We start from the raw sequence: 22,836 nt of genomic DNA, 5'->3' as shown, positions 1-22,836 counted from the left end.
CTTGAGCGCCTTCACTGTGCGTCCTCCGATCGGGTCTGGAACCGCAGGCCGACCGTGGTCAGCGCCAGGATGATCAGGGTGAGGACCGTCGCGATCGCCGAGCCGTAGCCGACGTCGGTCTTCTCGAAGAAGGTCGAGAAGGAGAAGTAGGACGGCACGATGGTCGCGTCGGCCGGCCCGCCCTTGGTGAGGACGTAGACCGCGCCGAAGACCTTCAGGGCCGCGATGGTGCACCACAGCATCACCACGTAGATCTCGGGGCGGATCTGGGGCAGCGTCACGTGCCAGAAACGCTGCCACCAGTTCGTCCCGTCCAGCTCGGCCGCCTCGTAGAGCGAGGGATCGACCCGCTGGAGTCCCGCCATGAAGATCACGACGGGGAAGCCCAGCTGCACCCAGACCATGACGGCCATCACGCTGTAGAGCGCGAACTTCGGGTCACCCAGCCAGTCCTGCTGGAGCGAACCCAGGCCGACCGCCTTCAGCAGCTCGTTGAGCGAGCCGTTCTCGGGGGCGAGGATCCAGCTCCAGACGATGCCCGCAACGGTGATGGGCAGGACCTGGGGGAGGTAGAAGCAGGCACGCAGCACGCTGGCCAGCTTCGAACCGAAGTGCTTGCCGATGAAGTCGAACAGCGCCGCGGCCACCACGAGGCCGACGGCGGTGGGGATCACCGCCATCGCCAGGACCATGGCGACGCTGTGCCGGAAGGACTCCCAGAACCGCGAGTCCTTCATCAGCTCCTGGTAGTTCTCCAGCCCGGCCCAGGTGGGCGAGCCGACGCCCTGCCAGTGCGTGAGGCTGAAGTAGATGTTCATCCCGAACGGCACGATGACGACGGCCGTGAAGGCGATGACACCCGGGATCAGGTACAGCGCGTAGGGATTGCGCAGCCGGAGGGGTCGGGCGCTCATGACGTGGGCGCACCCGCGTCATAGGCCTTCTGCAGCTCGTCGAGGACGGCGTCCGGGCTCGCGCTGCCGGTGATCAGCTTCTGGGTGGCCGAGACCAGCACGTCGTAGAAGCCGGGGACCGGCCAGTCCGGGTAGAAGGCGAGACCGTCCTGGGACGAGACCTTGTTGAAGTTCTCGATCAGCTCCTTGGAGCTGGGGTCGGTGATCGCCGAGGGCTCGGCCGCGACGGGCACGCCGCCGTTGTTGCCGAGGGTGTTCTGGATCTCCTTCTTCATCGTGATGTTGATGAAGTCGTAGGCCAGCTGCTTGTTCTTGGCGTTCTTCGGGACGACCCAGAGGTTGCCGCCGGAGCCGAGGGTCATCTTCGACTCGGGGAAGAGGAACGAGCCCCACTGGAACTTGTTCTCGTCACGGAAGCGGCCGTACCACCAGCTGCCCGAGAAGAAGATCGGGGACTTGGCGCCGATGAAGGAGACGCCGGCGTCCTCGGCCTTGGCGCCGCTGCTGGTCTTGGCGATGTAGCCCTTCTTCACCCAGTCCGAGAGGGTGTTCGCGGCGTACGTCCAGGCGGCGTCGTGGAAGTCCGCCTTGCCCTTGTACAGCTCGAAGGAGTCGACCCAGCTGCGGTCGGCCTTGGTCAGGGCCAGCTGGTACAGGTACTGGTGGGCCGGGTACTCGGCGCCGCCGTTGGCGAGCGGGGTGATGCCCTTGGCCTTGAAGGCGGCGAGGGCCTGCTCGAACTCGGCGAAGGTGGTCGGGACCTTCACGCCGTTCTTCGCGAAGAGGTCCTTGTTGTAGTACACCATCGTGTACTCGCCGAAGTTCGGGACGCCGTACCAGTTGCCGGAGCCCATGACGCCCTTGGCGTCGTAGCGGCTGGTGGTGGTGACGCTGGGGCTGAGCAACTTGTCCCAGCCGTACTTGGTGACCTGCGGGGTGAGGTCGGTGAGCAGCCCCTGCTTGGCCAGCAGGCCGGCGGTGGCGTTGCCCTTGTTGTACTCCATGAGGTCGGGGGCGTTGCTGGAGTTCAGCACCATCGACGCGGTCTTCTGGATCTGCTCGAAGCCCTTGGCCTCGAACTCGACCTTGACGCCGGGGTGCGTCTTCTTGAACTCCTCTATCGCCTGGTTCCAGGCGATGCCCATGGCGCTGTTCGGGGCTTCGTAGTGCCAGAGCTTCAGCGTCTTGCCGTCGCCCTCCGCACCGCCGTCCGAGCTTCCGCACGAAGTGATGAGCATGGCGCCCGCAAGGGCAGCTGCTGCGAGAGCCAGCGGTCTGCGCACCTTCAACATTGAAGTGACCTCCACCTGGGCCGAACGAGTGAGGCGCCCATCGAATGGTTTCGATGCGACGCGTCGAAGCGCTTCGACGCAGGACCGTATGCAGCGGGCGCAGATATGTCAATGGTGTTAACAAATTGCCGACCAGCGATTTTTGAAGTGTTACCGACGCTCAACGAGTGCGTGACATGCGACGGATGCCCGGAGTGACCGGGCATGGACGCAGCGGCGTCGCTCACGGGGCGGAAGCGCTTGACATCGAAGCGGATTCACCGCTTCCGAATTCCGACGGGATGTTCCTTTGGGCACCATCGAACCCTCACGCCCCTTCCGTCACATTTGCCACACCAGCCTCTACGGGCGCACGGTCAGGGATGCGGGAGGGGTTGCTGCGCGACGTCAACCTCCGCACGCGGACTTGCAGTTGGGCCGCCGCTGACGCAACGGAACCTTCGCGGCACGCACGGTTGACAGGGCGTCACTGCAGAGTAAAAGATACCAATATGCACTTTTTGCCGGATCCCTTTGACGGGCGGCACAAAACATGCCTACCGTGCATATAGGGACGTCTTCAACTACAGACCTCTGTTCCGGCGTTCCACGTCCGTGAGGTGCGTTCCGCGCCCGGTCGTCCGCACCCCAACCCGCCGGGATCACGCACGTTCCCGCGCGGACGGTGGTCGGCCCCGCGCGGACCGAGACCCGAAGTCCACATCCCCGAAGGGGGAGTCATGCGAAGGCTTACCATCCGCAGGATCGCCGCCGCTGTCGTGGTGGCGCCCCTGCTCGCATTCGCCGGAGCCACCGCGGCCAGCGCGGCGACGCCACAGACAGCACCCGCGACCGCGCAGTCCGTCGTCGACCACGGCGGCGGCTGGGGCGGCGGGCACGGCGGCCACGGCGGCCACGGCGGCTGGGGCTGGGGCAACGGCTACGGTTACGGCGGCTACGGCTGGGGCGGTTACGGCGGCTACGGAGGTTACGGCGGCTACTACGGCTACTACCCCGGCTTCTACGGCTTCTACGGAGGCTTCTAGCGCTGACGCCTCGGCGCCGGCACCGGTGACGTGCCGGCCCGCCCGATGACGTCCCCACCGCGACCGTCACCACCCGGTCCCCCCGGGCCCGGACGGTGACGGCTCACGGTGAGGAGGTCGGGCAGGGCGCCTGCAGCGGCCCTTGCGCGGCGGTGACGGCACCACACCGAGCCCGACAGAAACACACAGCGGCCCCCGTGAAGCGGGGGCCGCGGGCGTGTCCCGCACCGTCCCCGGAGCGGGACACGCCCGCGGTGCCGTCACGCGACCCGGGGGCCGCTCAGTCCCACAGTTCGCGGACGGGGTCGTGCGGCCAGGACGGCTCGGTGTCGGGGTAGGTGATCGTGAGCTTGGTGAAGTGCCGCAGGTGCGGGTCGCCGGGCCAGGGCTTGCTCTCGGAGAGCCTGACCTTGACCGGGAAGGTGTGGAAGTGTCCCGCCGCGCAGTACGGATCGCAGTCGTTGGCCTCCTCGTAACCGGTCCCCTCGGCCGAGTCGCTTCCCCAGCGGGACCAGTACAGACCGCCCAGCCGGTCGTTCCCGTCCCCGCAGGCCAGCAGGAAGTCGGGGGGCATGACGAGTCCGCGGCCGAAACAGGTGACCAGGACCGTGGCGTAGGTGGGGGCCGTCGCGCCGGACGCGGCCCCGGCCGCCGGGGCACCGGCGCCCGCCGAGGCGGGGGCGGCCACGACGACGGTCGCGAGGGCGGCGGAGGCGACGGTCAGGGCGAGGTTGCGGAGGAGTGGCATCGCGGTCTGCCTTCCTGGCCGCTGCCGGGGTGGTGGCGGTCGTGGACGAGATGCGGTCCGGAGTGCCGCTGCAACGGTCGCGGGAGCGGGGGCAGGACGGTCGGCGTCCCGGCGGGGGCCGCCGAGCGGCGGATCGGCGGAGAGACGGAGAGGCGGAGCGGAGGGGCGGGGAGCGAGCGAAGGGGCGGCAGGCTTCCTCGGGCGGAACGGCCGTACGGCCTCGAAGTCACGTTCCTCCAGGAGGGTGAGGCGCGCAACCCGGCAGGGCGTGCGTTCGGGCCCGGCCGGCACGCTCGGTGACGGCACGGGAGCGGAGGGAATCAATCAGATTTACCGGGCGGCGTGGAACAAATCCGACACTTACCCCGGTTGAAGCCCCCATCAGGGAGTTACCCGTTCCACCGAGGTGATGCAGCAGTGGGCACCGACATGAGCAGTCCGACCACGGAGACGTTCAAGCGCGCCGTGCTCTTCTTCAACCGGCAGCGCTACGCCGCCGCGGCCCGGACGCTCGCGTCCATCGTGGACGTGGCCCCCCGCAACATGGCGGTGCGCATGCTGCTGGCCAGGTCGTACTACTTCTCCGCGCAGCTCTCGCGGGCGGAGGCGGAGCTGCGTGACCTGCTGCGTGCCGAGCCGCAGGACGCGCACGCGCACCTCCTCCTCGGCCGCACCCTCGAGCGTCAGGGGCGGCTCGCCGAGGCGGCCCCCCACCTGCGGCTCGCCGACGCGATGACGGCCTGGGACCTCGTCGTCGTCTGACCCTCCCGGCCCGGGAAGGCCGTGCGGCGCCCGGCGCCCGCGGGCCACTCCCCCGGCCCATCCCCGGTTGTCCGGACCGTACCGCCTCCGCAGGCTGCTCACGTGGGGGCCAACGACCGACCACGGTTCGGAGACCGCAATGACCTGTCCGCACGTCCGGTCCATAACGCGACGCAAGGCGCGCTACGCCGTCGCAGTCCTCCTCGCGGCCGCCGCGAGCCTCACCGCCTGCGGTGAAAGGACGACGAGCGCCATGCGCGTCGACAACGCGGTGCCCGCCGACACGCCCGCACCGAAGGTGCCCTGCGGCAACCCGCCCGTGCGGCTGGACCCGCAGGCCCAGGACTTCCTCGACCAGCTGGCGGCAGCGGACGGCCCGCCGCTGTACACGCTCTCGCCCACGGGCGCCCGCCAGGTCCTGGACAAGCTACAGGCGGGACCGGTGGACATGCTCCCGGCGCAGGTCAGCGAGCGGACCGTGCCCGGCGGACCGACCGGCCCGGTGTCGGTGCACGTCGTACGGCCCGAAGGCGCCAAGGGGGACCTGCCCGGGATCGTCTACATCCACGGCGGCGGCTGGGTGCTGGGCAACTTCAAGACCCACGAGCGCCTGGTGCGCGAGATCGCCAACGGCGCGCAGGCAGCGGTGGTCTTCGTCGACTACACCCCCTCGCCCGAGGCCCGGTTCCCTGTGGCGATCGAGCAGGCGTACGCCGTGGCCAAGTGGGTCGCCGGCAACGGCGGACAGATCGGCGTGGACCCCTCGCGCCTGGCCGTGGCCGGCGACTCGGTGGGCGGCGACATGACGGCCGCCGTGACGATGATGGCCAAGCAGCGCGGCGGACCCGACTTCCGGCACCAGGTGATGATGTACCCGGTCACCGACGCGAACTTCGACACCGACTCCTACAACCGCTTCGCGGAGAACTGCTGGCTGGCCAAGCCCGCGATGAAGTGGTTCTGGGACGCCTACGCCCCGCAGTCCAAGGACCGGCAGAACCCGCTGGCCGCCCCGCTGCGCGCCACGGTCGACGAGGTGCGCGGGCTGCCGCCGGCGTTGGTGATCACGGATTCGGACGTGCTCTACGACGAGGGCACCGCGTACGCGGAGAAGCTTCGGGAGGCCGGTGTGGCCGTCCGGTTGACGCACTACCCCGAGATCACGCACGACTTCATGATGCTCAACGCCCTCCGCGACACGGAGTCCAACAAGAGGGCGGTGGCCGAGGTCACCACGGCGCTGCGCGAAGCACTGCACGGGGCGGATTCCGGCCCTGCCAAGTAAGCCCCTGGCCCACCGGGCGGGAAGGGCGGCGGGTTCACCTGGCCGCCCCTCCTTGTTCACGACTCCCCGGCGGGGAAGTTTCCCTTGGTAACAGATTTCTGTTATCGTTGATTCATGGATGAGAGGGCGACCACCAGAGAGCGGATCATGTCCGCCGCCGCCACCCTGCTTGCCGAGGGCGGCCGCGACGCGGTCTCGACCCGGTCGGTCAGCAAGGCGGCGGCCGTCCAGCCGCCGACCATCTACCGGCAGTTCGGCGACATGCGGGGCCTGCTCGACGCCGTCGCGGCGGAGGGCTTCGCCGACTACCTGCACCGCAAGACCGACCGGACGCGGGCCGCGGATCCGGTCGAGGACCTGCGCTGGGGCTGGGATCTGCACATCGAGTTCGGCGTGGCCAACCCGGAGATATACCAGCTGATGTTCGGTCAGCCCAAGCCCGGGGTCGAACCGGCGGCCGTCACGGAGTCCTTCAACGTGCTCCGCGGCCTGGTGACCCGGGTCGCGGAGGCCGGCCGGCTGAGCGTGGACGTGGAACGCGCCATGCTGATGATCCACGCGGCGGGCTGCGGGGTCGTCCTGACACTGATCGCCACGCTGCCGGAGGCCCGCGACCCGGAGCTGTCACCGCGGACGCGAGAGGCCGTTCTCGCCGCCATCACGACCGCGGAGCCCGAGGAGGCCACCGCGGAAGAGCGCCGGACGATCACCCGTACCGTCGCCTTCAAGGCCGTGCTCCCCGAGATCGGGGAGATCCTCACGCCCGGTGAACGCATCCTGCTGAACGAGTTGCTGGACCGCATCACGCACTCCGCCTGAGCGCCCTCCGGTGTGCGCGGCCACGGCCCCGCACACCGGAAACGCCCGGTGGGGAACCGTCGTACGACGGTTCCCCACCGGGCGTTTCCGTGTTCCGGCGTCCCGGCACCCGCCGGTCAGCCGGTGATCTTCATCAGGGCGATCCCGTCACCCTCGACCGTGAAGGCGAAGTCCGACGGGCCGTTGAACCCGTTGCCCCCGACCTGGGCGGACACGATCACCTGGCCGGCGCGCCGGGTCACCCCGGTGACCTTCAGCGAGACCTTGACCCCGATGAACTCACGGTCGCTCCACCCCTCGACGGCCTCGCGGCCCTCGAAGCGGCGGCCCCAGTCGTCCACCGCGCCGTGCTCGGTGAACTGGTCGAGGAACGCCTCGGTGTCATGGGCGTTCGCCGCCGCGACGGCGCGGCTGACCGGCTCGGGAAGCTCGGGAAACTCGGAAGTGGTCATGGCGGTTCTCCTTGTCGGTTTCGGGCGGCGCACCGGGCCCCGAAGGGACCGGTGCGCGCGGGCCGGAGGTCGGTGGCCGTGACTGGTGATGGTGATGGTGATGGTGCCCGGTGGTGGGCGGGACGGATCGGGCGGCCGGGGGTCAGCCTGCCTCCGCCGCCGTCAGACTCCCGCGCGGGGGCTGAGCAGGTCTTCCAGGCCGATCCGGTGGTAGAAGTCCCCACGGATCCGGTCGGCGACCACGGAGACGGCCTCCGAGCCGTCGTCGGCGGGGTCGATGTGGGTGCGGAAGGGCCGCTCGCCCGCGGGCATCCCGACGACGCGGACGATCTCACGCGCCACCTCCGCGACGTCGGCGTCCTCGGGGGTGATGGCCGCCAGGGCCCGGCCCACCTGCTCGGTCAGGCCCGCGTAGCGGGTCTCGTAGGCCGCGACGGTGTCGGTGTCGGCGGGGTGGCCCGCGTTGGCGAAATGGTTCGTGCCGGAGGTGAAGGCACCGGGGACGATGATGGAGGTGTCGATGCCGAAGCGGGCCACCTCGGCGGCGTAGCTGACGGCAACCGCGTCCATGGCCGCCTTCGCGGCGAAGTAGGGGGCGAGGTAGGGCGGGGTGCCGCCGCGGGTGCTGCTGGAACCGACCCAGAGCAGCAGACCGTGCCCCTGGGCCCGCAGATGGGGCAGGGCGGCGCGGTTCACCCGCTGGGTGCCCAGCACATTGGTGTCGTAGACGGCGGCCATCTCCTCCGGGGTGAAGGCCTCGGCGGGGCCGAGCACCATGTGGCCCGCGTTGTGGACCAGGACGTCCAGCCGGCCGGCCTCCCGCAGGACGGTGGCGACGGCGCGGTCCGCGCTGTCCTGGGACAGCACGTCGAGTTCGATGACCCGCAGGTCGATGCCCTCGCGAGCGGCCCGGTCCCGTACCTCAGCGGCACGTTCGGCGTTGCGGCCGGATATGTCACGCATGCTCGCGTAGACGGTGTGACCCGCGGCGGCGAGTGCGTGGGCGGCCAGGGCGCCGAATCCGGAGCTCGCACCGGTGACCAGGACGACGGAAGACACAGGGGACATGACGGATCTCCTTGCACTGCTGGGGCCGGGCCGGCGCGTGGCGTCCGGGTCCGGATGGGATGGGTGGCGCGAGGTACGGGATCTGCCCGGGGGCAGGGTGATGCCGGGCTCGAGGTACGGAGTGGGTGCGGTAGAGAGGAGCCGAGGGGTCCGGGCGCCGGGGTCCGGCGGGCGGGCCGGCGGCCCGGTGCCCGGAGGGGCCGCGCGAGGGGCGCGGCGCGTGGGTCAGGCCACTCCGCCGTTGGCGAAGATCGTCTGGCCGTTGATCCAGCGACCGGGGCCGGCCAGGAAGGAGACGACCGCGGAGATGTCCTCGGGGGACCCGAGGCGCTCGAGGGGGTTCATTTTCGCGAACCGCTCGATCGTCTCCTCGTCCTTGCCGTTGAGGAACAGGTCGGTGGCGACGGGGCCGGGCGCGACGGCGTTCACGGTGATGTCGCGGCCCCGCAGCTCCCGCGCCAGGATCAGGCTGATGGCCTCGACCGCGCCCTTCGACGCGGCGTACGCGGCGTAGGTGGGTGTGGCGATCCGTGTCTGGGACGAGGACACGTTGATCACGGCACCGCCGTTGCGGAGCCTGCGGGCGGCCTGCTGGTTGACCACGAAGGTGCCGCGGATGTTGGTGCGGTGCATGCGGTCCAGGGCGTCGAGGTCGAAGTCCGCCACGGTGTTCAGGATCATCAGGCCGGCCGAGTTGACCACCACGTCCACGCCGCCGAACTCCTGCTCCGCGGTGTCGAAGAGCACCTCGACCGCCTTCTCGTCGGCGACGTCGGCCCGCACCGCTATCGCGGAACCGCCGCCCTCGGCGATCTGCGCGACGGTCGCGTCGGCGTCGGCCTGGTTGCCTGCGTAGACCACGACGACCGCCTGGCCGTCGGCGGCGAGGCGCAGCGCGACCTCACGGCCGATGCCGCGGGAACCGCCCGTGACGATCGCGACGCGGCGGGCGGTGTTGGTGGTCTCGGTCATGGCGGTCTCCTCATGCGAGGGGGGCGACTCCTTCCGTCGCCCCGCTTCCGTCGATAACAGTGCCACGTTATCGACGGAAACGCAAGCACCGATAACGCCGGCTTGTTATCGACGTTCACCTACGGGTCCGCGGCGTGCGCCGCCTCCCGCACGCGCCCGGGCCGCCACCCCTCGTGCGGGGGTGGCGGCCCGGGAATCGACGGCCGTCACGCGCGGAGCGTTCAGGCCGGGCGGAGGTCAGCGGAAGCGACCGCCGAAGAAGAAGGGGTCGAAGAGGTAGGGCCCGAACAGGTACGAGCCGAAGAAGCCGCGGTCGAAGCGGTAGGAGTCACGGTGGTGGCCGCGACCGCCGTGACCGCGGTCGTACCCGCCGCGACCGTGGTCGCCCGTGACGTGGGTTCCCTTGGCGCTCGCGAGGTCCGGGGTGGCGGCGCCGGCAGCAGTGGCACCACCCAACAGAACGACAGAGGCCACACCGACAGCGGCCACAAAACGGGAAACGCGCATACTGACTCTCCTGTCTCGGCGGGCACCGTGGCGGTGACCGCAGGGTTCCGACAAGGAAGAGCCTGCGTCGAGGACATCCACGCCGCACCACGGAATCCCGTCACGCTCCGTCACGCGACGACGCGTCAGCTACGACGAACGGTGGACTCCGAACCCGGCCCAGGACGGCGAAGGCCTGATGATCACGGGTCCGAGGGGGCCTCAACCGTGCGACCACGGACCGTAATCACGAACGGTCACGTCCGGGCCTCCCGATGGGTGAATCCTCGTCACCGACCGCGCCCGGCTTCGGCCCGGCACGGCCCCGGGACATCGCGCGGGCGGCGCGTCCCGGGCCGTGGGGAACCGCTGCCGCCCTGGTCACGGCCTCGCACGCCGCCGCGACGTGGGGACTGCCCGAAGTCACCGTGTGGCGCAAGCCCGGCCCTTCTCGGGAAGACGAAGGGCCCCGGCCCGCCCGAGCGGCGGGCACGGGGCCCCGACGGCACGCCGAGCGGCGTGCCGGACGGAACGTCAGATGACCGCCGACACGACGTCAGCAGTCCTTCTCACGCAGCGAGTGCAGGTACGCGCTCGACCTGCGGGCGAAGCTGAGGGAGTCCGGCGGCGTGTCGTGCTCGGTCTGCCAGTGGTGGTCGAGCCGGCCGCCGTGCGTGCGCGTCACGGCCGAGATGAACCGCTGGTAGTCGATGTCGCCGTCCCCGACGTCGACCATGCGGTAGCCGTCGGGGTTGGTCTCGTCGTGCTCACCGTCCTTGACGTGGAACAGGGGATAGCGGTCGGGCTGCTTCAGGACGTAGCGCAGCGGGTCGAAGGGCGCCGGGGTGCCGTCCGCCCGCTGGGAGAAGCGGAACTGGCCGGCGTAGGCCCAGTAGATGTCCATCTCCAGGTAGACCAGGTCGGGGTCGGTCTCCGCGAGGAGGACGTCGTACAGCCGCACGTTCGGACGGTCGGTCGCGAAGGAGAACTCCTCCGCGTGGTTGTGCTGGTAGAACTTCATGCCCCGGGCCTTGGCCGCGGCGCCGTACTCGTTGAACTCCTCCGCGCAGCGCTTCCACCCGTCGACGGTGCTCCCGTACCGCCACGGACCCGACGCGGTCCCGATGTGCTTCAGCCCGAGGGCCTGGGCATCGTCGAGGACCTTCGTCAGGTTCTGGGCGAAGGTGTAGGCGCCCGGGTTGCCGTCGTCGTAGTAGCCGACGTGGCTTCCGATGGCGCGCAGCCCGTGGTCGCGGGCGAGCCGGCGCAGCTGGGCGAGGGTGATGGCGCCCGCGGAGCCCTGGGTGTACCCGGCGTACTCGATCTCGTCGTAGCCGTACTTCTCGAGTTCGGCGAAGACGGGGGCGAAGCCGAGCGTGGAGACCTTGTCGCGCAGTGAGTACAGCTGGATGCCGAGGCGACCGGGGGGCAGGACGGGGCGGCCGTGGCCCTTGCCGTGCGGCTTGTCGTGGGACTTGCCGTGGGCGGCGGCGGTGGGGGCGGTCGCCCCGAGCAGCGCGGCGGCGGTGGCCCCGGCGGCGACACCGAGCATGCCCCTTCTGCTGAGCTTGCGGCTGAGCTCCGGGTCGGGGGTGCTGTTACGACGCGTGCTGGTCACTGTGGATAACTCCTTGGCGTCGGTGACGTGTGGTTCAGTGGAGTCCTGCCAGGCGCAGAAGCAGGGACTTCACTTCGGTGGCCGCGACGCGGCCACCGACGGCACGGGGGACTGAGCAGATGATGAGCGGACCTTCCTCGTCGCTCGCCGGGAGGCGGCCGTGGCTGCCGCGAATAGGCGAGGGATCGAGCGGCACGACCGCCATGCGGTAGCGCATGCCGAGCTTCTTGCGGGCCAGGGCCGTGGCGGCCTTGACCCGGACGTAGGGGTCCTCGGGGTCCATGAACAGTTCGACGGGGTCGTAACCGGGCTTGCGGTGGATCTCCACGAGCCGGGCGAAGTCGGGTGCCCTGTCGTCGTCGAGCCAGTAGTAGTACGTGAACCAGGCGTCCGGGTCCGCCACCGCGACGAGTTCGCCGGAGCGCGGATGGTCCAGGCCGTGGCGCTTCTTGCCCTCGTCGTCGAGGAGTTCGGCGACGCCGGGCAGGGCGGCGAGGATTTTGCGGGTGGCCTCGAGGTCCTCGGGCCGGCGCACGTACACGTGGGCGATCTGGTGGTCGGCGACCGCGAACGCACGGGAGGCCATCGGGTCGAGGTACTCCATGCCGTCCTGGGTGTGCACCTCCAGCAGGCCGGCGCGCCGCAGCTCCCGGTTGATGTCGACGGGCCGGCTGACCGGGGTGATGGCGTACTCGGAGAGCGCCACGACCGTGCGGCCCTCCCGGCGGGCGTCGTCCAGGAGCGGGGCCAGTGCCTCGTCGAGGTCGGTGGCGGCACGGCGGGAGCGGGGGTCGTCGGGGCCGAAGCGCTGGAGGTCGTAGTCGAGGTGCGGGAGGTAGCAGAGGGCGAGGTCGGGTGTACGGGTGCGCAGGATGTGCCGGGTGGCGTCGACGATCCAGCGGCTGGAGACGATGTCGGCGCCCGGGCCCCAGAAACGGAAGAGGGGGAAGGTTCCGAGGAGGTCGGTGAGCTCGTCGTGGAGCTCGGGGGGCCGGGTGTAGCAGTCGGGTTCCTTGCGGCCGTCGGCGTAGTAGACGGGGCGCGGGGTGACCGTGACATCGGTGTCGGCGCCCATGGCGTACCACCAGCAGATGTTGGCCACGGTGTAGCCCGGGTGCGCACGGCGGGCGGCGTCCCAGAGCTTGTCGCCGGCGACGAGACCGTTGTGCTGACGCCACAGCAGGACGTCGCCGAGGTCGCGGAAGTACCAGCCGTTGCCGACGATGCCGTGCCCGGCAGGCGGGGCGCCGGTGAGGAAGGTGGACTGGGCGGCGCAGGTCACCGCGGGCAGGACGGTGCCGAGCGGGGCCCGGGATCCGGTGTCGGCGAGCCGCTTCAGGCGCGGCATGTGCTCCAGGAGCCGCGGGGTGAGGCCGACGACGTCGAGGACGAGGAGGGGGGCCGGCCCGGCGGTGTCGGTCATGGCAGTTCCTTCAGGCCGAGGTCGTGGAGGAGGTCGCGGGCGAGGCCGAGTTCCGCGGCGATGCCGTCGGCGAGCTGCGCTCGGGTGCGCGGGCGCAGCTCGGCGGGGAGGGCCTGCCAGGTGTAGGTCTCGACCTCGAGGTGGTGGGTGAGCGGCGTCGGGCCGCCGACGAGACGGGCGAGGACGTCCTTCAGGACGGGGACGGTGGAGGTGAGCGGGGGCGCGGGCGGAGCATGCAGCGGCACGTGGAAGTGGGCGCGCCAGGGGGCGCCGGTGGGAAGCGGCCCCTCGGTCAGCGCCTGGTGGAGGTCGTCGGTGCCGTGCAGGCCGTCGGCGGTGCGGGCGCGCGTCTGGTGGAGGAAGCGGGGTTCGGAGAAGGCGGCGAGCGCGTCGCGTACGTCCTGCAGGTGCGGGTGTTCGGCGTGCAGGGCGGCGGAGAGCTGGACCTTGGGAATGGCGATGCCCGCCGCGGTCAGCGCGTCCAGCGCGGCGGCGGGTTCCTCGAAGGAGGTGGCGAGGTGGCAGGTGTCGACGCACACGCCGATGCGTGGGTGGGCGATGGCGGTGAGGGGCGCGATCGCGTCCGCGGTGGTCTCGACGATGCAGCCGGGTTCGGGTTCCAGGGCGATCCTGATGGACTTGCCGGTGAGTTCGGCCAGTGCGTCGAGCCGTCCGGCGAGGGTGGTCAGGGCGGTCCTGGCGGTCCGCGCGGCGCGGTCGTCCCAGAGGGTGCGCCAGGCGAGCGGGAGGGTGGAGATCGACCCTTCGGTGACGTCGGCGGGGAGCAGGGCGGCGAGGAGGTCGGCGAGGCCGCTGGTGTAGGCGAGCCGTTCCGGTTCGGTCCAGTCCGGCCGGTAGACCCGGTACTTGACCTCGGCGGCGCCGAAGCCCTGGTAGGGGAAGCCGTTGAGGGTGACGACCTCCAGGCCGCGGCGGTCCAGTGCGGTGCGCAGGCCCCGCAGCGCCGCCGGATCGGTGTGGAGGGCGTGGGCGGCGTCCTTGGCGAGCCACAGCCCGATGCCGAGGCGGTCCCGGCCGAGGCGTTTGCGGACCGGTTCGCAGTGGTCGCGGAGCTGGGAGAGGACCCCCTCGAGCGTCTCCGCGGGATGGACGTTGGTGCAGTAGGCCAGGTGGACGACCGAGCCGTCGGGGTGCCGGAAGCGCATGGGTGCCGCCTCCTCATTCCCCGCCGCGGAGGATGGAGTTGCCCTCGTGCAGGTCCCCCGGTGCGGGGACGTCGAGCTGCAGCTTTCCGCTGCTGCCGTAGAAGGCGACGGGGTTGCGCCACAGGACCTGGTCGACGTCGTCCGCGGTGAAGCCGGCGGCGAGCATCGCGTCGGCGGTCCTGCGGGTCTTGAGGGGGTCGCTCTTCCCCCAGTCGGCCGCCGAGTTGACCAGCATCTTCTCGGTGCCGCGGGCCTTGAGCACGGCGACCATGCGGTCCTCGTCCATCTTGGTGTCGGGGTAGATCGAGAAGCCGAGCCAGCAGCCGCTGTCGGCGGCCTCCTTGACCGTGGTCTCGTTCAGGTGGTCCAGCAGGACGCGCTCGGGGTCGAGCGCCGACTCGCGGACGACGTCGATGGTGCGGCGCATCCCGGCGAGCTTGTCGCGGTGCGGGGTGTGGACGAGGGCGGGCAGTCCGTGGTCGGCGGCTAGCTGGAGCTGGGTGGCGAGTGCGGTGTCCTCGGCGGGGGTCATCGAGTCGTAGCCGATCTCGCCGACCGCGACGACGTTGTCCTTGACGAGGAAGCGGGGCAGCTCGTCGAGGACGGGGAGGCAGCGCGGGTCGTTCGCCTCCTTGGGGTTCAGGGCGACGGTGCAGTGGTGGGCGATGCCGTACTGCGCGGCGCGGAAGGGTTCCCAGCCCAGGAGGGAGTCGAAGTAGTCGAAGAAGGACTCGGGGCAGGTGCGGGGCTGACCGAGCCAGAAGGAGGGTTCGACCAGGGCCCGGACACCGGCGGCGTACATGGCCTCGTAGTCGTCCGTGGTGCGGGAGGTCATGTGGATGTGGGGGTCGAAGATGCGCATCAGGACTCCTCCGTCCGGGACGTCAGGGCGAGCACGCGGTGGAGGTCCGCGGGAACGGGCCGGCCCGCGGCGGTGCGTTCCGCGGCGTAGTCGCCGAGCATGCGGGCCAGTTCGGCGTCGCCGTGCGCCCGCTGTCCGAGCCGGGCGGCCGCGTCCACCGGCACACCGGTGAAGAGGCACTTGAGGAGGGCGTGCCGCCAGGTGTGCGCGTCGAGGTGCGCCGCGGCGTAGGGGCCGACGGCGGCGGCGACCAGCCGTGTGTCGTTGGTGCGCAAGGCGTCCTCGACGAGGGGGAGCCCGTCGGCGGGGTCCGGCTCGAGGTGGGGCAGGGCGAGGAGGACGGCGCGGCGCTCGGCGGCGGTGCCCTGCCGGTACAGCCGGGTCAGGGTGGCGGCGTCGGCACGGGCCTCGCGCAGGAGCAGCACGCGGGCGGCGTCGGCGTGTTCCTGTCCGCAGTGGCGGCCGGCGGCGGCGAAGTGCCGTTCCCAGGCGGGAGGGGAGGAGGGTGCGGTGGGGGTGTCGTCGTCCGCGGCCGCGCCGGGGGCGGCTCCGGCTTCGGCGAGGGCCGCGTCGAGCCAGGCGCGGGCGGCGTCGCCCAGCCGGCCGTGGAGGCCCTCGCGGGTGGGTGTCGTCATGCCGTGGCTCCGTTCGCGGGGGTGTGGGAGCGCAGGAAGTCGAGGGAGGTGCGGGCGAGTTCGGGTCCGGCGTGGGAGTGGCGGGGAAGTTCGACGACGGTCAGGCCCTGGTAGCCGGTCTCCGCCAGGGCCCTCAGGACGGGCGGGAAGTCGATCTCCCCGTCGCCGAAGGGGAGGTGTTCGTGGACGCCGCGGCGCATGTCCTCGATCTGGACGTGGCGCAGCCAGGGAGCGGCCTGCTTGACGCAGTCGGCGGGAGGCGCCGGCTCCAGGCACTGGCAGTGGCCGATGTCGAGGGTGAGTCCGAGGGGTTCGGGGTCGCCGAGCAGGCCGCGCAGGTGGTGGAAGTCGTCCAGGCAGGCGAGGAGGTGACCGGGTTCGGGCTCGACGGCGAGCGGGACCCCCGCGGACGAGGAGGCGTCCAGGACGGGTGCGAGGGCGCCTTGGAGCCGCTGCCAGGCGATGGCGGGCGACGTGCCGGCGGGCGTGATCCCGCTGAAGCAGTGCACGGCGTGGGCGCCGAGGTCGGCGGCCACCTGGACGGCGCGTTCGAGGAGCCGGGTGCGGGCGGCCCGGGAGTCGGGGTCCGGGTCGAGGAGGGAGGGTCCGTGCTTGCGGCGCGGGTCGAGGACGTAGCGGGCGCCGGTCTCGACGGTGACCTCGAGGCCGAGCGCGGACAGCCGCTGCGCCAGGCGGCGGGTACGGGCGCCCAGGTCGGGAGCGAGGGGGTCGAGGTGCATGTGGTCGAGGGTGAGTCCGACGCCGTCGTAGCCGAGGTCGGCCAGGAGGGCGAGGGCGTCGTCGAGGCGGAGGTCGGTGAGGCCGTTGGTTCCGTAGCCGAGGCGCAGGCTCATGTGGGGCTCACCTTCCTGGCGACCCGGCGGGCGACGGGGCCGAGGGCGAGGACTGCCACCGCCGACGCCGGGGAGCCGGAGCGGGCCGCCAGGGCGGCCTGCAGCGGGATCATCGCGCGGATCCCGCCGCCGACCGCGTGCTGGGTGAGCGGTGGGGACGGGTTGAGGACCGCGTGGAGGAAGGGGGTGAGCGCGGTGCCCGCGTAGGCGGCGGAGGCCAGTGCCGTCAAGGCGTGGGGCAGGGCCGCCGGACGCTCGGTGCCCGGGACCGGTCGCCCGCGTCGGCCACCGCCCGCCCCGTGACGGGCGGTGGGCGACGGCGGGCGTGCGGAGGCGCGCGCCCGGCGCAGCGTCCGGGCGGCGTCGCCGGTGACGGCGGCGATCGCCGTGGTGGTGAGCAGCGCGGCGAGTGGTGCCGTGCTGGAGCCGCCCTGTGTCTCGTTGCGGGAAACGGTGGTGACGGCGTAGGTGTGCGCGCCGAGCAGGGCTGCGTGGGGCAGCGCGGCGGCGACCGCCCGGGGGCGGGTGGCCGTCGCGCCGAGCACGAGGTCGAGGGCGCGTGCCGTCGCCATGGCGGCCGGTCCCGCCGCCGTGTGCTTCAGGCGCAGGTCGTACGCCCAGACCGTCGCGGCGAGGATCGTGGCGAGGGCGAGCGGGGCGCGGCCCGCGCGGGCGGCCAGCGACAAACCGGCCCCGGTGAGCGCCGCGGCGGCCGTCAGCGCGGCGGCCGGGCTGATCCGGCCCGACGGCAGGGGGCGGTGGGGGCGGTCGACGGCGTCCTCGTCGCGGTCGGCCCAGTCGTTGAGGGCCATGCCCGCGTGGTAGAGGCACAGCGAGCTGCCGATGGCGAGGAAGGTGCCGCGACCGGGGCCCCGTCCGGTCGCGGCGGCGCCCGCGAGCGCGTCACCCGGGACGGTGAACAGCGCGGAGACGCGGAGGAGTTCGGCCCAGTCCCACAGCCTCGCGCCCGGCGCGGGCCGTTGCGCCCCGGCGGAGCCCACGGCGCCCACGGCGTCCGCGGCGTCCCCCGTGCCGGCGGCACCGGCCGGGGCGGCGTCGGCGTGCGCCCCCGGGGCGGCCCCCTCCTCCGCCCCGGGCCGACGGGTGCCGCCCGCGCCGCCCGGCAGGGCGACGCAGTCCTGCGCCGTACCGCGCGGTGGGCGGCGCGCGGCGAAGGCGGTCAGGACTCCGAGAGCCGCCACGACGGCGAGGGCCCGCAGCCCACGTGCTCCCGGAACGCTCACCGGGACTCCCCCAGCCTGGCGGCGAGGTCGAGCAACTCGCCGTACTGCTCGGACAGCGCCGCGGGGGCGCCGGCATCGGGGTCCTTGAAGTAGAAGCCCAGTTGCGGGAGGGGACCGCTCAAACCCACCTCGTGGGCGCGGGCCGCGAAGCGGGCGAGGTCGATGACGAGCGGGGCGGCGAGGGCGGAGTCGCAGCCCTGCCAGGTGGTCTGCAAGACCATACGGGTGCCGAGGAAGCCGTCGAAGGCGATGTGGTCCCAGGCCGTCTTCCAGTCGCCGAGGGCCGGGACGTCGTCGATGTGGACCTCGCCCTCGGGGGCGGCGCCGAGGGCGTCGGCGAGGACGCGTTCCTTGCCGGCGTTCTTCGCCGCGGCCGCCGCGGGGTCGGCCAGGACCGCCCCGTCGCCGCCGCCGAGCAGGTTGGTGCCGGACCAGGCCCGTACCGTCAGGGCGCGTTGCACGAACATCGGGGCGAGGACGGAGCGCAGGAGGGTCTGCCCCGTCTTGCCGTCCCGTCCCGCGTGGGGCAGGCCGCGGGCGGAGGCCGCCTCGGCGAGGGCCGGGGTCCTCATCCCGGTGGAGGGGGTGAAGTTCACGTAGGCGCATCCGGCCTCGACGGCCGCCGCCGCGTAGAGGGAGCTCGCGGGCATGCGGTCGCTGCCGGGCCCGGGGACGGGCTCGGTGGAGGCGACGTTGACGACCACGGTCCGGGCCAGGCCGTGGCGCCGGGTGAAGTCGGTGATGTCCGCCGCGAACGCGGCGATCAGTTCCGCGTCGCCGCGGGTGTCGCCGGGGAGCGGGCCGCCGGTGCGGATCTCCCGGTCGGCGGCCGCGAGTTCGGCGCGGAGTGCGGTCGGCAGGCCGTGCGGCAGCACGCCGCCCTCCGCGAGTTGTTCGGCCCGCTTGCCCAGCGGGCAGGCGGCCGTGTCGTGGCCGCCGAAGACCAGGGAGGGCAGGGGTGGGAGCCCGGCCGCCGCGAAGGGCGCGGTCTCGCTCACCATGCCCGTCGCCGGGTGGAGCCCTGCGGTGACCGCCGCGCATCCCGCGACGGCGGTGGTGGCGACGGAGCCGCGGGCTCCGATCAGCCACACCCCGGTGCGCGGGGGCGACTGGTTGTCCGATGCCGGTGCCGGGGCGGGCGGGTTCGTCACGGCTGCCTCCCTGGTGCGAGTGGTGGGGGGCGGCGGGCGGGGGCACGGCGTCTCCCCGCCCGCCGCCGGCTCGTGGGTGCCGGCAGGACCCGCCCTACGAGGAGGGCAGTTCCTTGATCTTGACGTTCCGGAAGGACACCTGGTCTGCGGCCCCGTGGTTCTGCAGGCCGATGTAGCCGTCCTTCAGACTGCGGACCGGGTCGGTGTTGGTGAAGTCGTTGATCTTCACTCCGTTGAGGAAGACCTGGAGCCGTTCACCCTGGACCTTGATCTCGTAGCTGTTCCACTGACCCGGCGGACGCAGCACCTGGTCGCGGGCCTTGAGGTTGGCCGACTTGAAGCTGTAGACGGAGCCGGTGGTCCGGTCGGGGGCGTCCGAGGCGTCGATCTGGATCTCGTAGCCCTTGTCGACCGCGGACCACGGGTCGTCGGAGGCCGGGAAGCCCACGAAGACACCGGAGTTGTCGTCGCCGTCCATCTTCCAGTCGAGCGTCAGCGAGTACGAGCCGAACTGCTTGGCCTGGTACCACAGCAGGCCCATGCCGCCCTCGGTGCGCAGTTCACCGTCGACGACGTTGAACTTGCCGGGGCCCGCCTGCTTCCAGCCCTCCAGGGTGTGCCCGTTGAACAGGTCGCGGTAGCCCGTCTGCGGCTTGCAGTCGGCCTTGACCTGCCCGACGGCGTAGCGCAGTCCGCCCAGGAGGTGCTGGCGGAAGGCCGGCTCGGCGTAGGACTCCTTGGTGTGCCCGAGACCGGTGTAGAAGGAGCGGCCGGACTGGTAGGTCTGGCACCACGCGATGGGGTGGTCGCCCTTCATCGTGCCGCCCTGGTAGGTGGTCTCGTCCAGGGTGGCGAGGACGCGGGCCTGACCGCGCGGGTTGGTGCGGTAGTTGTACCACTCGTCGGTGCGCTCCCAGCCGGCCTCGTCGAGGTGCGCGGTGGCCGGGTGGTCGTGGTCCTCGGCACGGACGGTGGCCTTCTGGATCTGCGGGTGCCCCTGGAAGTAGGCGCCGACGAGGCCGCCGTAGAAGGGCCAGTCGTACTCGGTGTCGGCCGCGGCGTGGACACCCATGTAGGCGCCCCCGCCCTTGACGTAGTTCTCGAACGCCGTCTGCTGCTCGGCGTTGAGGACGTCACCGGTGGTCGACAGGAAGACCACCGCGTCGTAGCGCGCCAGGTTGTTGCTGGTGAACTGGCGCGGTTCCTCGGTGGCGTCGACGGTGATGTTGGCGGTGGCGCCGAGTTCCTTCAGCGCGGCGATCCCGGTGGGGATGGCGTCGTGACGGAAGCCGGCGGTCCTGGAGAAGACCAGCACGCGCTTGGCGGCGCGGTCGGCCGGGACGTCGGAGAGCTCGAAGTCGTCCATGTCGTAGAGCGCTCCGGAGCCGCCCTTGAAGACCAGGAAGAGCTCGGTGGTCTTCTTCGGCACGGCGCGCAGCGGTACGTCGATCTCCTGGAAGGTCTCCCAGCTGCCGGTCACCGGAACGGGGGCGGAACCCAGGATCGGACCGGTCGCCGAGCCGGTGCGCACCTCGAGGAAGCCGCCCGCGCCGCCGGAGGAGACCCGGGCGGTCAGCCGGACGGAGCCGGTGAGGTTGTACGGCGTGAAGGAGATCCAGTCGCCGTTGTCGATGTTGCCGACCGTGCGGCCGCCGTGGGCCTCGGCCTTGTCGAAGGGGTCCACGCCGGACGAGGAGGTGAAGTGCTCGGCCTGCCGGTGGCGCGGCTGCAGCTGCGCCTGGTCGTGGCCGGCGAGCGCCTCCTGGCCGCCGCCCCCGCCGTCGGTGTACTCGGCGTCGATGACGCCGAAGATGTTGGCGTTGGGGTCGTGGCCGCCGTCGGCGGAGGTCTTGATGGTGCCGGAGCAGCCGTTGACGGAGGTCACGGGGTGGCCGTGGCTGTCGTGGCCGAGGATGTAGGTGACCTTGACCTTGGAGCAGTCGACGGTGCCGTCCTCGGGATCGGTGACGGTCACCTTGAACGGGATCTCGTCGCCGAAGCTGAACAGGGCTCCCTCGGCGGGCAGGTCCAGGGTCACCTTGGGCGCGGTGTTGCCGACGACGACCTGGACGCTCGCGGTCGCGGTGCGCCCGGTCGGGTCCTTCACCGTGAGGGTCGCTGTGTAGGTGCCGTTCTTGCGGTAGGTGTGCGCGGGGTTCGCCGCGGTGGAGGTGCCGCCGTCGCCGAAGTCCCAGCTGTAGGCGAGCGTGTCGCCGTCGGGGTCGGTGGTGCCGGCCGAGGAGAAGGTGACCTTCAGCGGTGCGACGCCCGAGGTCTTGTTGGCGGACGCCTCGGCGGTCGGGGAGCGGCCGTCGGTGGCGTTCTCGATCCGGTAGAGGGCGGAGTGCTCGTCGCCGCCGAACCAGGCGGTGCCGTAGTCCAGGACGTAGAGCGCGCCGTCCGGCCCGAACGCCATGTCCATGATCTGCGTGCCGGTCCAGGGGACGTCGTTGATCGACTGGACGGTGCCGTCCCCGCCCTGCTCGATGCGCTTGATCCAGCGGCGCCCGAACTCGCCGGCGAAGAAGTCGCCGTCGTAGGCCTCGGGGAACTTCACCGGGGAGTCCAGCTCGGGGTCGTACCGGTAGACCGGGCCGCCCATCGGGGACTCGGAGCCGGAGCCGAACTCGGGCACGGAGCCGCCGTCGTAGGGGAGCCATGCGGCCTGCGCGGGCGGCAGGTCGGTGAGGCCCGTGTTGTACGGCGAGTCGTTCTTCGGGGCGGCGCAGTCGAAGGCCGCGCCGGACTGCCCGGTGGCGAAGTCGTAGTCGACGTACGGGTCGTTGTCCCCGGTGCAGAACGGCCATCCGAAGTTGCCGGCCTCCGTCACGCGGGCGAACTCGACCTGGCCGCCGGGGCCGCGCCCGGGGTCGGCCGCGCCGGCGTCGGGACCGTAGTCGCCGACGTAGGCGATGCCGGTCGCCTTGTCCACGCTGAAGCGGAACGGGTTGCGGAAGCCCATGGCGTAGATCTCGGGGCGGGTCCTGTCCGTGCCCGGGGCGAAGAGGTTGCCCTCGGGGATGGTGTACGACCCGTCGTCGGCGACCTTGATCCGCAGCAGCTTGCCGCGCAGGTCGTTGGTGTTGCCGGAGGTGCGGCGGGCGTCGTAGGCGGGGTTGCGGCCCGGGCGGTCGTCGATGGGCGTGAAGCCGTCGGACGCGAAGGGGTTGGAGTCGTCGCCGGTCGACAGGTACAGGTTGCCCTGGGCGTCGAAGTCGATGTCACCGCCGACGTGGCAGCAGATGCCGCGGGTGGTGGAGACGTCGAGGACCTTCTTCTCGCTGGCGAGGTCGAGGGTCCAGTCGGCGTTCAGTGTGAAGCGCGAGAGGCGGTTGACGCCGTCGAACTTGGCGAAGTCGGCCTCGGTGCCCTGGTCGGGGGCGTCGCCCGCGGGGGTGTCGAGCGGGGGCGCGTAGTAGAGGAAGATCGCCCGGTTCTCGTCGAAGTCCGGGTCGATGCCGACGCCTTGCAGGCCCTCCTCGTCGTGCGTGTAGACGGGGACGGTGCCGATGACGGTGGTGTCGCCGGCGGCGTCGGTCCTGCGCAGCTCGCCGTCCCGCGAGGTGTGCAGCACGCTGCGGTCGGGCAGGACCGCGAGCGACATGGGCTCGCCGGTCTCGGGCTCCCCCTTGGCGAGGGTGACCTGCTGGAACTCCTCCGCCGCCGCGGCCGCGGGCTCCGTGTCGAGAGGTCGGGCCGAGGCGCCTAATGGGGCGGAGACGACGAGGGACGTGGCGGCGAGGAGGCCGCCGGTGAGGAGCGCGAGCCCCTGACGGAATCGGGTTCTGGGTGCTCCGGGCCGTTTTCTGTGCACGTGTGTCCTCCGGGAAGGTCGTACGGGCGGATGCAGCTGCCGTGCGGAAGATCCGGGGACCGGCGTGCGCCGTCACGCTGGTCGGGGGTGCCACGTCAGGACCGGCCTCGTGTTTCAGGCCCGTGTCCTGTACACCTCAGGGACGGTAGCCGGGTTCGTCCGGGACCGAAAGCCCTTGTGCGGCAGATAAGTTGAACTTTCTCCAGGCTCAGGACAAAGAGGTGTCCGGACAGCCCGACAGGCCCG

Annotated in this window: 20 protein-coding genes; 4 read left to right on the top strand and 16 right to left on the bottom strand. The window is 71.7% G+C overall.

Features of this window, described 5'->3' with window-relative positions:
- Positions 1 to 11: 11 nt before the first annotated feature.
- Both ACFZAU_RS02790 and ACFZAU_RS02785 read right to left on the bottom strand, forming a co-directional pair.
- Entirely contained in the window at positions 12 to 914 is a 903-nt protein-coding gene (locus tag ACFZAU_RS02790) for a carbohydrate ABC transporter permease (protein ID WP_499605287.1), read from the bottom strand.
- Positions 911 to 2,206, bottom strand: a complete 1,296-nt coding sequence (locus ACFZAU_RS02785; protein WP_499605289.1) for an ABC transporter substrate-binding protein — start codon at positions 2,204 to 2,206, stop codon at positions 911 to 913. The genes ACFZAU_RS02790 and ACFZAU_RS02785 overlap by 4 nt, the downstream gene beginning before the upstream one ends.
- A 719-nt stretch (positions 2,207 to 2,925) precedes the next feature.
- Here ACFZAU_RS02785 and ACFZAU_RS02780 point away from each other — a divergent pair.
- Positions 2,926 to 3,231, top strand: coding sequence for a hypothetical protein (locus tag ACFZAU_RS02780; RefSeq protein ID WP_499605291.1), 306 nt, complete (start codon positions 2,926 to 2,928; stop codon positions 3,229 to 3,231).
- A gap of 280 nt (positions 3,232 to 3,511) precedes the next feature.
- Here ACFZAU_RS02780 and ACFZAU_RS02775 read toward each other — a convergent pair whose 3' ends face one another.
- Positions 3,512 to 3,979, bottom strand: a complete 468-nt coding sequence (locus ACFZAU_RS02775) for a hypothetical protein (RefSeq protein ID WP_500550756.1) — start codon at positions 3,977 to 3,979, stop codon at positions 3,512 to 3,514.
- Positions 3,980 to 4,408: 429 nt separating this feature from the next.
- Between ACFZAU_RS02775 and ACFZAU_RS02770 the strand changes: the two genes are divergently transcribed.
- The 3 genes from ACFZAU_RS02770 to ACFZAU_RS02760 all read left to right on the top strand — a co-directional run bounded on the left by ACFZAU_RS02770 (position 4,409) and on the right by ACFZAU_RS02760 (position 6,845).
- Complete coding sequence (locus tag ACFZAU_RS02770; RefSeq protein ID WP_179279764.1) at positions 4,409 to 4,741, top strand: tetratricopeptide repeat protein; 333 nt, start codon at positions 4,409 to 4,411, stop codon at positions 4,739 to 4,741.
- 139 nt (positions 4,742 to 4,880) lie between these two features.
- On the top strand, positions 4,881 to 6,026 hold the full coding sequence (locus ACFZAU_RS02765; protein WP_500550755.1) for an alpha/beta hydrolase: 1,146 nt from the start codon (positions 4,881 to 4,883) through the stop codon (positions 6,024 to 6,026).
- A gap of 114 nt (positions 6,027 to 6,140) precedes the next feature.
- Complete coding sequence (locus ACFZAU_RS02760) at positions 6,141 to 6,845, top strand: TetR/AcrR family transcriptional regulator (RefSeq protein WP_500550754.1); 705 nt, start codon at positions 6,141 to 6,143, stop codon at positions 6,843 to 6,845.
- A gap of 116 nt (positions 6,846 to 6,961) precedes the next feature.
- Here ACFZAU_RS02760 and ACFZAU_RS02755 read toward each other — a convergent pair whose 3' ends face one another.
- From ACFZAU_RS02755 to ACFZAU_RS02695, 13 genes are all read right to left on the bottom strand, one after another.
- Entirely contained in the window at positions 6,962 to 7,297 is a 336-nt protein-coding gene (locus ACFZAU_RS02755; protein ID WP_500550753.1) for a nuclear transport factor 2 family protein, read from the bottom strand.
- A gap of 162 nt (positions 7,298 to 7,459) precedes the next feature.
- Positions 7,460 to 8,365 (bottom strand): SDR family NAD(P)-dependent oxidoreductase, encoded by a 906-nt coding sequence (locus tag ACFZAU_RS02750; RefSeq protein WP_500550752.1) that lies wholly within the window; start codon positions 8,363 to 8,365, stop codon positions 7,460 to 7,462.
- A gap of 225 nt (positions 8,366 to 8,590) precedes the next feature.
- Positions 8,591 to 9,337, bottom strand: coding sequence for an SDR family oxidoreductase (locus tag ACFZAU_RS02745; protein ID WP_500550751.1), 747 nt, complete (start codon positions 9,335 to 9,337; stop codon positions 8,591 to 8,593).
- Between the two features lie 237 nt (positions 9,338 to 9,574).
- Positions 9,575 to 9,811: a hypothetical protein gene (locus ACFZAU_RS02740; RefSeq protein ID WP_499605304.1), complete on the bottom strand. Its 237-nt coding sequence runs from the start codon at positions 9,809 to 9,811 to the stop codon at positions 9,575 to 9,577.
- 568 nt (positions 9,812 to 10,379) lie between these two features.
- Complete coding sequence (locus ACFZAU_RS02735) at positions 10,380 to 11,375, bottom strand: sugar phosphate isomerase/epimerase family protein (RefSeq protein ID WP_500551112.1); 996 nt, start codon at positions 11,373 to 11,375, stop codon at positions 10,380 to 10,382.
- A gap of 100 nt (positions 11,376 to 11,475) precedes the next feature.
- On the bottom strand, positions 11,476 to 12,864 hold the full coding sequence (locus tag ACFZAU_RS02730) for an alkaline phosphatase family protein (protein WP_500550750.1): 1,389 nt from the start codon (positions 12,862 to 12,864) through the stop codon (positions 11,476 to 11,478).
- Positions 12,861 to 14,030, bottom strand: coding sequence for a metabolite traffic protein EboE (eboE, locus tag ACFZAU_RS02725; protein ID WP_500550749.1), 1,170 nt, complete (start codon positions 14,028 to 14,030; stop codon positions 12,861 to 12,863). The genes ACFZAU_RS02730 and eboE overlap by 4 nt, the downstream gene beginning before the upstream one ends.
- Positions 14,031 to 14,043: 13 nt before the next feature.
- Entirely contained in the window at positions 14,044 to 14,892 is an 849-nt protein-coding gene (locus ACFZAU_RS02720; RefSeq protein WP_500550748.1) for a TatD family hydrolase, read from the bottom strand.
- Complete coding sequence (locus tag ACFZAU_RS02715) at positions 14,892 to 15,527, bottom strand: EboA domain-containing protein (RefSeq protein ID WP_500550747.1); 636 nt, start codon at positions 15,525 to 15,527, stop codon at positions 14,892 to 14,894. The genes ACFZAU_RS02720 and ACFZAU_RS02715 overlap by 1 nt, the downstream gene beginning before the upstream one ends.
- On the bottom strand, positions 15,524 to 16,381 hold the full coding sequence (locus ACFZAU_RS02710) for a sugar phosphate isomerase/epimerase family protein (RefSeq protein ID WP_500550746.1): 858 nt from the start codon (positions 16,379 to 16,381) through the stop codon (positions 15,524 to 15,526). The genes ACFZAU_RS02715 and ACFZAU_RS02710 overlap by 4 nt, the downstream gene beginning before the upstream one ends.
- Positions 16,378 to 17,508 carry an SCO3242 family prenyltransferase gene (locus ACFZAU_RS02705; protein WP_500551111.1) on the bottom strand — a complete coding sequence of 377 codons (1,131 nt, stop codon included), beginning with the start codon at positions 17,506 to 17,508 and terminating at the stop codon, positions 16,378 to 16,380. The genes ACFZAU_RS02710 and ACFZAU_RS02705 overlap by 4 nt, the downstream gene beginning before the upstream one ends.
- Before the next feature lie 113 nt (positions 17,509 to 17,621).
- A complete protein-coding gene (locus ACFZAU_RS02700; RefSeq protein ID WP_499605317.1) occupies positions 17,622 to 18,776 on the bottom strand; it encodes an inositol-3-phosphate synthase in 1,155 nt (384 codons plus the stop codon).
- Positions 18,777 to 18,870: 94 nt separating this feature from the next.
- Positions 18,871 to 22,590, bottom strand: a complete 3,720-nt coding sequence (locus ACFZAU_RS02695) for a ThuA domain-containing protein (protein ID WP_500550745.1) — start codon at positions 22,588 to 22,590, stop codon at positions 18,871 to 18,873.
- Positions 22,591 to 22,836: the final 246 nt, after the last annotated feature.

It is taken from the genome of Streptomyces sp. NPDC008238, assembly GCF_042956445.1.
GTDB lineage: Bacteria > Actinomycetota > Actinomycetes > Streptomycetales > Streptomycetaceae > Actinacidiphila.
Note: the sequence above shows the minus strand (reverse complement) of the source record. Positions and strands in the feature narration are given on the sequence as shown.

What these genes read in the sequence shown, in the direction of transcription:
- ACFZAU_RS02790 (WP_499605287.1), bottom strand. Translation starts at nt 914, where the DNA reads ATGAGCGCCCGACCCCTCCGGCTGCGCAATCCCTACGCGCTGTACCTG.
- ACFZAU_RS02785 (WP_499605289.1), bottom strand. Translation starts at nt 2,206, where the DNA reads ATGTTGAAGGTGCGCAGACCGCTGGCTCTCGCAGCAGCTGCCCTTGCG.
- ACFZAU_RS02780 (WP_499605291.1), top strand. Translation starts at nt 2,926, where the DNA reads ATGCGAAGGCTTACCATCCGCAGGATCGCCGCCGCTGTCGTGGTGGCG.
- ACFZAU_RS02775 (WP_500550756.1), bottom strand. Translation starts at nt 3,979, where the DNA reads ATGCCACTCCTCCGCAACCTCGCCCTGACCGTCGCCTCCGCCGCCCTC.
- ACFZAU_RS02770 (WP_179279764.1), top strand. Translation starts at nt 4,409, where the DNA reads ATGAGCAGTCCGACCACGGAGACGTTCAAGCGCGCCGTGCTCTTCTTC.
- ACFZAU_RS02765 (WP_500550755.1), top strand. Translation starts at nt 4,881, where the DNA reads ATGACCTGTCCGCACGTCCGGTCCATAACGCGACGCAAGGCGCGCTAC.
- ACFZAU_RS02760 (WP_500550754.1), top strand. Translation starts at nt 6,141, where the DNA reads ATGGATGAGAGGGCGACCACCAGAGAGCGGATCATGTCCGCCGCCGCC.
- ACFZAU_RS02755 (WP_500550753.1), bottom strand. Translation starts at nt 7,297, where the DNA reads ATGACCACTTCCGAGTTTCCCGAGCTTCCCGAGCCGGTCAGCCGCGCC.
- ACFZAU_RS02750 (WP_500550752.1), bottom strand. Translation starts at nt 8,365, where the DNA reads ATGTCCCCTGTGTCTTCCGTCGTCCTGGTCACCGGTGCGAGCTCCGGA.
- ACFZAU_RS02745 (WP_500550751.1), bottom strand. Translation starts at nt 9,337, where the DNA reads ATGACCGAGACCACCAACACCGCCCGCCGCGTCGCGATCGTCACGGGC.
- ACFZAU_RS02735 (WP_500551112.1), bottom strand. Translation starts at nt 11,375, where the DNA reads ATGCTCGGTGTCGCCGCCGGGGCCACCGCCGCCGCGCTGCTCGGGGCG.
- ACFZAU_RS02730 (WP_500550750.1), bottom strand. Translation starts at nt 12,864, where the DNA reads ATGACCGACACCGCCGGGCCGGCCCCCCTCCTCGTCCTCGACGTCGTC.
- eboE (WP_500550749.1), bottom strand. Translation starts at nt 14,030, where the DNA reads ATGCGCTTCCGGCACCCCGACGGCTCGGTCGTCCACCTGGCCTACTGC.
- ACFZAU_RS02720 (WP_500550748.1), bottom strand. Translation starts at nt 14,892, where the DNA reads ATGCGCATCTTCGACCCCCACATCCACATGACCTCCCGCACCACGGAC.
- ACFZAU_RS02715 (WP_500550747.1), bottom strand. Translation starts at nt 15,527, where the DNA reads ATGACGACACCCACCCGCGAGGGCCTCCACGGCCGGCTGGGCGACGCC.
- ACFZAU_RS02710 (WP_500550746.1), bottom strand. Translation starts at nt 16,381, where the DNA reads ATGAGCCTGCGCCTCGGCTACGGAACCAACGGCCTCACCGACCTCCGC.